Below are 11,885 nucleotides of genomic sequence, written 5' to 3'. Positions count from 1 at the left end.
CATGACACGTCTCCTAACCCAAGGAAAACCAGTGTCGTAAGTTTAGACGGGAGAATGGCTTATGTTAGGTGGTAATCAGGTATCCTTATACGCAGGCTGAGCCGATTGACATCCGATTGGCAATCGAGCTCCATATTTATATAACAATTTCAACAAATGAAGAGCCGATTTTGTGCCTGAAGTAGGTTTATTAGCAGCGTATATTAACGCCGTACCAAGTGGGGTCATAAGGTTTGGAAGCATACCTACACAAAAAACTTCTTCAGGATCGTCAGGCCCAATATATTGACATTCTTGATTAGGATTTGAACCATTTTCCAATAACAGCTTTATTAAATTAAACCATTGATCGGAAGTGGTCGTTGTTGGTGTATGTGGTTCACAAAAAGCCAAGGATTTATGAAGAAGATTTTCAGCAAAAAACCGCGTTATTCCACTATTGATAGTGTCTAAGTTTATCACACCATCATAGTGAACATATCCACTCTCTTGAGAATGGGTATCGCGGTCACAGCCCAAGTAATTTATACCTTTCAAGTATGGCTTCCAGCACTCCCCCCTCTCTTCATCAGAAATCCCACATTCACATCCATTCTCATAGGGCCACTTCACAAAAAGAGAGAGTTTTCCATCCGCTTGAATTAAAAGAGAGCTTCCATCGTGAGAAAAAACATAGCCTGTTATGCAACCAATAGGATATCTATTAATATTTAACATCACCTCTTGACTTTCCGTATTTACAACAAGCTTTTTATCTTGATAAACCTTCAGGCTAAACCGCTGTGCTTCGAAAGCCTCTCTATCCTTATTCCATTTATTCATCACTTTTCGAATTTCATTTGATGCACTCTGTAAAAGTGAAATTTTCTTATTCTGATTGCAATAAAATAAAGATGAAAAAAGTTCATCCGGACATGTATCCATACCTATATAACGCTTCCATTTGCTCTCATCACTGATAAAAAAATGACATCTTTCATGAGACCTGATCCTTAAAATATTTCCATCCTTGGATCGCCTAACACCTTTAATAAGCTCAAGACCAAACGCTCTAAAATCCACAAGAATTTCATTTGAGCGCACATCGACTAAAACAGGTGGGTAAGTGTATATTCTGAATGTATCATCTTTATAAATAGGTCTACGACAAACATCAACAGGACAACCTATCTTTCGCCTACCAAGCCATTGTTCCTTATATGCATTTTTTATCACCCTCCGACATTCACTACTGTTTATTTTTCGACAAACCTCTTCTTTTTTCAATATAGGCCAGCTTTTATAAATTGTTACAGCATCACTTATTAAGTTTTGATCGCCTAAACATGCCACATTCGTATCTGAACGACTAACCTTCATCATTATAACCATCCTTTATACCAGTATTGACTAGGAGGGATGATGAGATCATTCAACGTGAGAATCCATAACCAATATATAAATCAATACTGTGCAAAAATGATATTTATACCGTTAATCCAAGTATTTTAATTTACCTGATTACCACCATTCATCAGCCACAGTAGCAGCAAATGCTCTGAAAGCCTTGCCATACTAGCGATATAGAGCAACTGATTCAAAGTTTAGGGGTCAGCATGAAGCTACTTATGCGCCATCTATCCCGTGTGGTGCTTGGAAATCTCGCAAAAGAACTGAAGAATGGTGGTAATCAGTTTAATTTATAGCATTACAATTACAGCTAGTAGTATTCGCATAATACTACTAGCTGTAATTAAATAGTTTTTACTGTATTTCTATCAATGACTTGGTCAATCGGCCAATATCAGTGTGATGTACCATCTTGCCGAACGGCTCAGCGGCACCTTCCGGTCCAAAGGCAATGACCGGTACCGGTGTGCTGGTATGGGTACCAGTACCCCAGATCACATTCTGGTCTTCCGCCACCGCACGACCGAGCAGGTCGTGACGAATCTCTTCGCCGTAGACATAGAATGCCCTGAAATCACGTACTTTCGGGAACTTGTCAGTATCCAGGTACTTGTGACCGGCCACCCGGAAAGGATTATTCTCGCTGGCCAGAATGTCTTTGGCCTGATCAACTGTGATTTTGAATTCACTGTTGGCGTTAACAATGCTCACCAGATCTTCAGGGGTTTTATCGGTCTTGGAAAATGCTGAGAACATATCCGGATAGCTCATTTTCTGATCGTACAGTCGATCCAGAATATCAAAGCTGCCGAAGTTGAAATTTGGCTTATAAGCCTGCTCTGCAAAGGCTTCACCATTCAGCGACTCCGGCGCAGGAATGTTGGCTCGCGTATAGGAGAAACCAAAACCACCGGTTTCATGGTCAGCCGTGATGACAACCAGCGTATCGTTACGGTCTTTCACCCAGTCGTAGACATAGTCGATCGCTTCATCAAACTTCAGCATTTCATGCAGCATGGTACCGGCATCGTTATCGTGGCCGGCCCAGTCAATGCGTCCGCCTTCGATCATCAGGAAAAAGCCGTTGGGATCCTGGGAGAGGATATCCAGTGCCTTGGCCGTCATTTCCTTCAGAGTCGGTTCCGTACGTTCGGGATCATTCTTGTGATGCGTATGCTGGATGCCATCCGCCATACCGGAGTACGCAAACAGGCCCAGGAGTTTACCACTGCCAGCCGCTTCAAATTCACTGCGCGTCAGGGCTACCTTGTAGCCAGCATTTTCTGCATCAAGCAACAGATTCTTGTCGTCTTTACGCTTGGATTTGATCCTGACCGTGCCGTCAGTGCGTTCAGTCAGCTGCTGATATAAATCCCCTTTGTCGTTGACGCTCTTCGGAATCCAGTGACGAAGTCCGCCGGAGAGCATGACATCCACTTCTGTGGCCAGCATATCTTCAGCAATCTGGTTTTCCAGGGAGCGGTGGGGGCGATGCGCCGCAAAGGAAGCCGGTGTCGCATGAGTCAAACGGGTATCTGACACCAGTCCGGTGGCTTTGCCGGCTTTTTTAGCCCGTTCCAGTACGGTTTCAGCCGGGTTACCGAGGGCATCCAGGCCAATAGACTCTGACGGTGAAGGCTCACCCGTCGCCAGCTGAGAGGCGGAACTGGCTGAGTCGACAACGATATGATACGCCGGATTGTGCTGAGACATGCCCAACACACCGGCCTCCATGAATTTCGCCATACCGGTCGGCTCCCCCTGGTAGATGGAGCTCGGCGCGTTAGTGGAATATTCCTGCAACAGGCCCACTTGCTGTGGCCCCATACCGTCACCAATCATCATGATGACATTCTTGACGTCTGACTTGGCGGCCGCGACCTGCTGATCGGTCGACTGGCATCCCGCCATAAGGACGGCGGACGATAAGACGCCGAAAATGATGGAACGTTTGAATGGTGTTTTCATGAGCAGTCTTTAGTTGTTTTATGTCGTGTGGCTGATCGTAAAGTCCGTTTATGAACACTCGCGGTCAGTTTGATGACTGTTCCATGACAAAACACCGATGCTGAGCACCCCCGTTTTTATCACAGAAAAAACCAAGGCTGCGGAGGTATCTGCTGGTCCATTAGTCCTATATACGCTTTATAAAAGCGTTGTATTTCATAAGACACTGGGCAGATAGCGAGCAATCCTAACACGGCATACCGCCTTGACTTCAAGGCCAGTGCCAATAATCAAGGACGACCGCAACGTTCAATACAACCACAGCAATTACCTTGCCATGCAATGACATTTTCTCCGGGAATTCCCGCTGGCCAAGCGGTTTCGACTGATTGGCCACTCATTGTCTAGACTAAACAAACGTGCCGAAAAAACACTGGAAAGGACGTCCATTACGATGCTCAGGGACAGACTGAAAAACAGGGGACTGGTCAAGCAGTACAAGGATTTTCTTGCGTGGGCGATGGATGCTCACGACAAACGCAAGAAGGTCATTCGGCCGCTGGTCAACGCGGTTTTGGTCGCCGCCGGTGTCGCCAAGTGGCACAGACGCCTCTTTGGTCGCCCAGGTTATGACAAGATTTTACTGATACCCCGTGCGGATGGTCTGACGCTCGCACAACAGGAAGAAGAACTGAAGAACATCATTGAACACGCCAAGCCATTCATTATTGAGCATATTGCCTTTGTCACGGACAACCACGGATTTGATGCAACGCCTGGCGACCTGTTTACCCGGCTGGCAGACAGTGACCTGGACGAAGATGACCTCAGGAACCTCCGGGATCTCTACAATACACGGCTCCAGAAAGCCCTGAACGCCCGATTCCCTGATCGCTGGCTCAAGCGTGACAGGCAGGATGATTCCCAAAGCAATCAACCATAAAGGTTACGCGTCCTCTCTACGCTGCTGGTCACATGGGCAACAACCAACCGACAGCACACTGTTTCGCCAGTAATGACCAGAATCGTTCAGCCCCCGCATGCAGCCTGACATCATTGCGGTACAACACCACATCCACGGCAATACACCACTCTTCTCCGCCTAATGGCTGAAGTTGCCCACAACGTAACTCGTCCGTGATCGCATAATCCGGCAACCAGGCAATGCCTTTACCTCGCAATGCCATTACCTTCAGCAAATCTGTCAGAGACGATTCCATGACCGGGCGAAACTGCAGGCGATCCGCACTTTTTTTCAGCAGGGTATTTACCCGACGCCCCATATGCGAGCCCGGGCTGTAACGCAGCAAAGGTAATGGCTGTCCGGCTTCCAGTTGAAACAGGGGGTTTCCCTTCGAATTACTGGCGCACACAGGACGCATCCACGTCTTACCCAGAGGCAAACTGGCAAAGGGCGGTTGCATCAAGGCATCGATATCAAATCCCAGCAGGAAATCACAACGTCCCTGCTGCAGGGCTTCCACGGCCAGATCCATATCAATGCTTTCCACCCGGCAACGGGCTGCCACATCAAACTTGCTCATATGTTCGAGCAGATTGGGTAACTGGGAGAGTGAAAGGGAATGAGAAGCGGCAAAATCAATAGGCTGACTACCCGGTTCATCCAACCCATGAATCTGGTTGAGGCCTTCCTCCATCTGCCGGAGCAGGTTACGGGCGGTTGTGCGGAACAGGCGTCCCTGCGGGGTCAGGCTGACCGGTGTGGTGCCACGGTCAATGAGCTCAATGCCCGTCGCCTGCTCCAGTGAGCGGATGCGGCGTCCGAACGCTGGCTGCGTCACATTGCGCTGGGCGGCCGCACGGGAGAAGTTCCGCAGGTCGGCCAGCGCCAGGAAATCCTCAAGCCATTTTGTTTCGAGATTCATGCCGTCACTCAATTTACGCCCGTTACAGGAGGAGATGGGTGCGACAAAGTATTTCAGACTATCCTCAGGCCGCCAATGCGGGAGTATCGTAATACCAATGGACGCAGGCATCCGCCAGCAACGCCGTGGCATCCAGGCAGGCTTCCGGTTGTTCCATCGCCAGGCGGGCCAGACCGACCGGAATCTCCGTACATCCCAGGATCACCGATTCAGCGCCCTGATCCTGTAAATCCGCAAAAATGGCTTCCATCATGGCGCTACTTTCCACCATGCGGCCGGCCTTGATCGCGTAGATCGCCTCCATCATGCGAGCCTGCCCCAGTTCATCCGGCAACAGCGTCTGAGCGCCTATTGCCTCAATCCGGCTCTGGTATAAACCCGCGGCTACTGTCGCTGACGTCGCCATAACCCCAATGCGCGTCAGGTTTCGCTGCTGAATCTCAGCCATGACGCAATCCAGGATGCTGATCATGGTAATAGCGGTCTCAGCCTGCAGACGTTCAAACCAGAAATGGGCGGTATTGCAGGGAATCACCACACAGGTGGCGCCACTTTCTTCCAGCCGATGCAGGCCATCCAGCATGGCGGGGAAGGGATCTTCACTGCCCTTCAGGATGCAGGCGCTGCGGTCGGGAATCTGGGGGACATTGTGCACCAGCATGGGCATGTGCTCCTGGTCAGAGCCTACCCCGCAGCGCATAACGACTTTCTGCATGAAATCGATGGTTGCCAGAGGCCCCATGCCTCCCAGAATACCGAGCATTGTCCTGTTCTCCCGCCAAGGCATTCGCAGCAGACCCAGTCTGAGTCCGGTGCCATGAATGGTGGCACTATGATTCACTGCCCGGTTGATCGTGTGAAATGCCCAAAAAGAAACGGCAATGCCGGAACGGCAATCAGGGAGTAATGGGCTGGACTCAAATAGAATAAACCTGCCAGGAAGGCAGGTTAGGTTGGAAGGGCTAGATCAATAGGATTCCGCTTCGGAGGCTTTTAATGATCATCCCCATGATCATGATCATCGTGCTTTTTAGGGTATTTCTTATGGCTGCCTGAACGTTCATGATCATGCCCATCATGGTCTCCCGCTTTACCGCGAGGATGGTTATGCCCCTTATGCTCTCCCTTAGCCCGACGCTTTTCCTTGATTTTTTCCCGCTGCTCCGGAGAAAGACTTTGCCACCAGGCTCGACGCTGCTCAGGCGTCATGTTCTTCAATTGCTCTTTGGTGACGCGCTGGCCACCGGAATGGTCTTCCGATTGCGCCATTGCCTCAGAACCAAACAGCATAAAACCTGCCATAATAATCGCAAATGACAACCGTTTATCTGTCATGATGACACTCCCTGTCCGCCAGTCTTTTTATGATAGTTGTAAATGCTGTCAGTCCATGCAAATACATCGGGTCTGCTCTTTCACGAGGCAGGGCGGCAGGGGCATTGCCTGCCCCCGGTTGTCTTTTAACTTTTCTCCGGCGATTCGATTTGCCGCCATAAATCGAGCCTGTTGCTCATTATCCGCCTCAATAGTGATAGTGTCGCTCTTATAATCCTGCCAAATGCTGTCCGCGGGGTTAATTGGTTCAATACGGTATAGTGGCATAATCAAGTCCTTTTTCACGTTCAATCCATAAAAACAATGCGCACGCTCTATTCCATTAATCCGTCCACCTAATCAGACTAACATGCGATATCCATATAGAAAACTATACATGTCGCTCTGTATCCCAAACAATCAGGAACTTTTTTAGGCACCAATAATCAAACATAGAAATGGGAAGTTATAGTTTTCACTAATTAATAACGGAAACAACTAACCAACCTCAAACCTTAAGTCCATCACATGAGAGGTCTAATTATTCATGGCCAGTTCTGCTATTCAAGCTGATGGTTCAAGCCCATTTAGGATAATGGAGGAAAACGAACCGTCAGTAGCAACAACATCTAATGCCAGAAGGCTCTCAATCCATGATGAAGCCAGGCCTACGGAGATACCTACCGGCAACAATGAATCGATCTTAAAAAAATTATTAGAATACACTATTATCGTTTTGAAAGCTGTGGCAACCATACTTATTCTACCCGTTGTATGTATCCTCAGCATTCCTGTTGCATACATCAAAATCAATGTCGAAACCCTTATCAACCGTTATAAGCATTATAAAAAATACCACCCTGGAACCCAGTTATTCAGACCACAAGCAACGCGTTATGCAAAAAACAGAATATGTGAACAACTCCAGAATCATTATAACTATATTATCGAATTTTTCGACACATGCTTATATACAAAAAACAAACTAGAAAAATGCCTCCCCTCCAGAATAGCAGCAGACACGGCTGAAGAAATTGCAAACTGCGAGAAAACACTTGATGACATTATGAATAGAATAAAGTCATTAATGATTGACTTACACAGAAATCAGAGAGTAAGAGAACAGCTTCCCAAAAACTATACAGAACTCAATGAATCACTGAACGCATTTCACAATTCCCTAGACGAATTACTACAAATAATTTCTAAAATCCCAGCTGAATCGGCAACGACTGAAAACGCAGTAGAAACTAACAGAAAGGTAAGTTTGCGAGTTAAAATAAATGTTTACTATCGGTGGTTCAGTAATCGTTATAGTGCATTTGACCGCTATAAAATTTGTCCCCATTGCTGTGACAACAGTGTATCTCCAACGGCAGAACAGCTTCCGTATTCTTTACGATCACTCCTGTTTACATTGCATAAATTACCCTATTATCCCATTGTGGCACCCGCAATGGGTGTTTACCGATCAGCCCAGATGGTGCTATCACTGATTTGGGGCACAAGTCGCCCAATCAACTATTTCCCATGGCACCCGGGTGAGGCTCACCGCTTTCCTTTCTCAACTCCAGAACATAAGGGTATGGAAGGGATATATAGTGATCCGGTTGAAGCTCTCGGTTGGACCCGCGCTCGTGCACCATTAGAAACCCCCTATCTGGTACCAGTTCTTACTGTCGCATAAATAACCTGACATTATGACGCCTCAGTATCGGGTACCAAAAAGTGTACAGCGATTTATCTGAGCGATGAATTTTCACGCCTGCCATGTGTAAATATCTACCTACCATTCGATTTATATATGGACAAATCATTTTATTAAAAACACACTTTTTATAAAAACAGAAAAAGTTAATAACATTAAACAAATACCAGAAAACTTTTCATAAAACAATGAGTCTGACATTAAAAGGGAGGTTCGTATGAAAAAGTCAGACTTAGAGAGTCCCTGCATTAATCAAGGATTCAACCCTGTCAGTAACAGCTTCACTTTAACTGATCAACCAACAATACCCCAACAACAAAATTTAGGCGCTACCGCTAAAAATAGTGGCATTCATACTGTCGATACCACACCAAAAATCCCAGAAAACCCGCTCAGAGAAGAAAATCAAACTTACAAATCCATAACAAAATATACTATCATTATTTTCAAAGTAGCCGCGACAATTGTAGGTGCCATTATATTAATTCCAATTGGCGCAATCGCAGGTATTATACGCTACACATTTGAGAATACGGTATATTTTTACAAACATTATCATAAACATCACAGGGGCTCTGTAGTTACACAGCGAGAACATCTTCGCCAACAATCAACTGCGCTCTACTATTGCTTACTAGTTCGCATAAATAAACAGAAGGAACGTTTACTCGAACTGTGTCAGAGGCATAATATAAACATTCCTACAGACTCAGAGAATTCACTCTCAGAATCACGTAATACTCAATCCCCGCCTAGCAATCAACTGTCAGATATATTAGGTATGATTCAAAGACAGATTAAACAAGTCAAAGATTTTACCAGTAATTTGTTGATACCTGATCTAAACCAGGAAGATATCAATTATGCCGAACAAATATTCAATGAAACAATGACAGGGAATCGGGATGAAGTATCTCTTACTGCTCTGTCAGTAGTATTTGACCAACAATATACCGCTTATCAGGCCGAAAATATAAATTTGAATCTGGAAAACTCTCTTATAAATGAGATTGAATTACTCTCTGATACACAAAGACGAATAGAACGAGAACTACAATCTATCAACTCCATTTCGGGCAGGCGCCGATGCCATGGATGCTGTGTCTTTTGCAACTATCCCCCCTTTGAATACATCCCTTCTTTACCAAGAGCAATCGCATTTTCATTAGTCTCTTTTGTAACCTACCTGGCTCCAGTAGGACTGTTTTTTGGTGCGATCAATACTGTGTGCCTTTGGATAGCTCTTATCTGGGATACAGAGCCTTTTATAGATCCATTTCCCTGGGGAGCTAGATTTCCCCGTATAGATGAAAGAAGGATCCAACAACAAACCGTACCATAAGTGCGCCTACTAAGTATCCTTTAACAAGATCACAACCAAAAAATACTCTCACCGAATAACATCTATCCATAATCATTAATGCACACATACTGAAAAATTGATTCTTAGTACAGGCTTTTCATAGAGCGTTATTAGAACAGGCACCTAGGCTACCTGTTTCATCCACCATCACCCCTCTGCAAATATGTCATAAGTGTTATAATGTATCGTTTTCTGTTTTTTTGGATCCTCTCCCTTGCAGATTAACGATACATGTTGTCCCCACAACCATGAACATTGCATCACCAATGCGCTTGATCAGGCGGAAAAACTCTGTCAAAAGCAGGGCGCACGCCTGACACCACTCCGGCGCCAGGTGCTGGAACTGGTCTGGCAGAGTCACAAGCCGGTCGGTGCTTATGACATCCTGGCTATGCTGTCTCAAACACAGGAACGCAACGCTGCACCTCCCACTGTCTACCGTGCCCTGGATTTTCTGCAGACCCAGGGGCTTGTCCACCGGATCGCCTCTCTCAATGCCTATATTGGCTGTCCTCATCCCGAACAGCCTCATGAGAGTTCGTTCCTGATCTGTGAACAGTGCCGCACTACCGTTGAACTGGATAATGCCGTGATCAGCACCGCTATCGCACAGGCTACCGATACCAGCGGTTTTCTGATCAATCACTCCAATGTCGAACTGACCGGACTGTGCCCCAACTGTCGGAAACCGGATTAATGAACAACCCTTTGCTGCAGCTGAAAAGCGCCAGTGTCTGTTTCCAGAGCCGTACCGTACTGGAAACCATTGACCTGACCCTCAACCGGGGTGAAATCGTGACACTGATCGGCCCCAATGGCGCCGGTAAAACCACCCTGGTTCGTGTCGTGCTCGGCCTTCTGACGCCAGATACCGGGCAGCGAACCCTGAAATCCGGCATTACGATTGGCTACATGCCACAAAAGCTGCATGTGGAACCCTCCATGCCGCTGTCAGTCCGACGGTTTCTGGCCCTTGCCGGCGCCAACCGGAAAAACATCAGCGCGGCCCTGGCCAAAACCGGCGTACCCCATGTCAGCGAAAGCCCCCTGCAAACCCTCTCAGGCGGTGAAATGCAGCGGGTCTTACTGGCTCGCGCCCTGTTGCGAAAACCTGACCTGCTGGTACTGGACGAGCCTGTACAGGGTGTCGATGTGAATGGCCAAAAAGAACTGTATCACCTGATTGGCCAGCTTCGAGATGAAACCGGCTGCGGCGTACTGATGGTCTCCCACGACCTGCACCTGGTCATGGCATCTACCGACCGGGTGATCTGCCTCAACAGCCATGTCTGCTGCTCCGGCCACCCGCAGCAGGTCAGCCGCCACCCGGCCTACCTGAAACTCTTTGGCGGGGAATCGGAAGAACTGGCGGTCTACAGCCACCACCATGACCACCAGCACGCAGCCTGCGGCGAGGTCATCCCTGAATCCTCAACGGACACTCCCACCACCGAACACTCACGGACGCAAACACATGCCGGATTTTCTGCTTAACGCCCTGCTGGCCGGACTGGGCGTCGCCCTGGTCGCGGGTCCACTCGGGGCGTTTGTCGTATGGCGAAGGATGGCCTATTTTGGCGATACACTGTCCCACTCAGCCCTGTTCGGGGTTGCCCTCGGCCTGCTGCTGGATATCAACCTGAACATTGCCGTCATGGTCTGCTGTGTCGTGCTGGCCCTGTTTCTGGTCGCCCTTCAGCAGAAACGCTTCATTGCGACGGACACCCTGCTGGGTATACTGGCGCACAGCGCGCTTAGTCTGGGGCTGGTTGCCGTCAGTTTCATGGACAATATCCGCATCGACCTGATGGCTTACCTGTTTGGCGACCTGCTCGCTGTGGGCACCGAGGATCTGTTCTGGATCTATGGCGGCGGAGCACTGGTCATGACACTGCTGCTGTGGCTTTGGCGGCCACTGCTTGCCATCACTGTTCACAAGGAACTGGCTGAGGTCGAGGGCATTCCGGTGCGCAAGGTGCGACTGGCGCTGATGGTGTTGATTGCCCTGGTCATTGCCGTCGCCATGAAGATTGTCGGTGTCCTGCTGATTACTGCCATGTTGATCATCCCTGCAGCCACGGCCCAGCGTCTGGCACGCACGCCCGAGCAGATGGCCATCGGCGCCAGCCTGTGTGGCATGCTGGCGGTACTGGGTGGTCTGGCGCTCTCCTGGTATCAGGATACACCTGCTGGTCCATCGGTAGTGGTCTGCAGCACCCTGCTATTCCTGCTGACGCTGGCCTTACCGCAACGTCGTTAACTGTGATCAGGATTTTCA

The 11,885-nt window shown here is 48.1% G+C and carries 12 protein-coding genes; 6 read left to right on the top strand and 6 right to left on the bottom strand.

Annotation, left to right across the window (positions count from 1 at the left end; all coding sequences use genetic code 11):
• Positions 1-75: 75 nt before the first annotated feature.
• Complete coding sequence (locus ABD892_RS19750) at positions 76-1,362, bottom strand: hypothetical protein (RefSeq protein WP_345197793.1); 1,287 nt, start codon at positions 1,360-1,362, stop codon at positions 76-78.
• A gap of 381 nt (positions 1,363-1,743) precedes the next feature.
• Positions 1,744-3,357, bottom strand: a complete 1,614-nt coding sequence (locus tag ABD892_RS19745; protein WP_345197792.1) for an alkaline phosphatase — start codon at positions 3,355-3,357, stop codon at positions 1,744-1,746.
• 433 nt (positions 3,358-3,790) lie between these two features.
• On the opposite strand from ABD892_RS19745, the gene ABD892_RS19740 reads away from it, so the two are divergent.
• Positions 3,791-4,279 carry a hypothetical protein gene (locus ABD892_RS19740; RefSeq protein WP_345197791.1) on the top strand — a complete coding sequence of 163 codons (489 nt, stop codon included), beginning with the start codon at positions 3,791-3,793 and terminating at the stop codon, positions 4,277-4,279.
• A gap of 28 nt (positions 4,280-4,307) precedes the next feature.
• On the opposite strand, the gene ABD892_RS19735 is transcribed toward ABD892_RS19740, so the two are convergent.
• The 4 genes from ABD892_RS19735 to ABD892_RS19720 form a co-directional block, all read right to left on the bottom strand.
• Complete coding sequence (locus ABD892_RS19735; RefSeq protein ID WP_345197789.1) at positions 4,308-5,222, bottom strand: LysR substrate-binding domain-containing protein; 915 nt, start codon at positions 5,220-5,222, stop codon at positions 4,308-4,310.
• Between the two features lie 64 nt (positions 5,223-5,286).
• Positions 5,287-5,985: a cysteate racemase gene (gene cuyB, locus ABD892_RS19730; protein WP_345197788.1), complete on the bottom strand. Its 699-nt coding sequence runs from the start codon at positions 5,983-5,985 to the stop codon at positions 5,287-5,289.
• Positions 5,986-6,215: 230 nt separating this feature from the next.
• A complete protein-coding gene (locus ABD892_RS19725; RefSeq protein WP_345197787.1) occupies positions 6,216-6,557 on the bottom strand; it encodes a hypothetical protein in 342 nt (113 codons plus the stop codon).
• A gap of 48 nt (positions 6,558-6,605) precedes the next feature.
• Positions 6,606-6,824 carry a hypothetical protein gene (locus ABD892_RS19720; RefSeq protein WP_345197785.1) on the bottom strand — a complete coding sequence of 73 codons (219 nt, stop codon included), beginning with the start codon at positions 6,822-6,824 and terminating at the stop codon, positions 6,606-6,608.
• Between the two features lie 259 nt (positions 6,825-7,083).
• On the opposite strand from ABD892_RS19720, the gene ABD892_RS19715 reads away from it, so the two are divergent.
• The 5 genes from ABD892_RS19715 to znuB all read left to right on the top strand — a co-directional run bounded on the left by ABD892_RS19715 (position 7,084) and on the right by znuB (position 11,867).
• Positions 7,084-8,223, top strand: a complete 1,140-nt coding sequence (locus tag ABD892_RS19715; RefSeq protein ID WP_345197784.1) for a hypothetical protein — start codon at positions 7,084-7,086, stop codon at positions 8,221-8,223.
• A 238-nt stretch (positions 8,224-8,461) separates the two neighbouring features.
• Entirely contained in the window at positions 8,462-9,586 is a 1,125-nt protein-coding gene (locus tag ABD892_RS19710) for a hypothetical protein (protein ID WP_345197782.1), read from the top strand.
• Between the two features lie 235 nt (positions 9,587-9,821).
• Complete coding sequence (locus ABD892_RS19705) at positions 9,822-10,304, top strand: Fur family transcriptional regulator (RefSeq protein ID WP_345197781.1); 483 nt, start codon at positions 9,822-9,824, stop codon at positions 10,302-10,304.
• Positions 10,304-11,101 (top strand): zinc ABC transporter ATP-binding protein ZnuC, encoded by a 798-nt coding sequence (gene znuC, locus ABD892_RS19700; protein ID WP_345197780.1) that lies wholly within the window; start codon positions 10,304-10,306, stop codon positions 11,099-11,101. Before ABD892_RS19705 ends, znuC begins: the two co-directional genes overlap by 1 nt.
• Positions 11,082-11,867 carry a zinc ABC transporter permease subunit ZnuB gene (gene znuB / locus ABD892_RS19695; RefSeq protein WP_345197779.1) on the top strand — a complete coding sequence of 262 codons (786 nt, stop codon included), beginning with the start codon at positions 11,082-11,084 and terminating at the stop codon, positions 11,865-11,867. Before znuC ends, znuB begins: the two co-directional genes overlap by 20 nt.
• Positions 11,868-11,885: the final 18 nt, after the last annotated feature.

It is taken from the genome of Kistimonas scapharcae (genome assembly GCF_039540975.1).
GTDB classification, from domain to species: domain Bacteria; phylum Pseudomonadota; class Gammaproteobacteria; order Pseudomonadales; family Endozoicomonadaceae; genus Kistimonas; species Kistimonas scapharcae.
The sequence above is the reverse complement of the archived record's forward strand: the minus strand, read 5'-3'. Positions and strand labels throughout refer to the sequence as shown.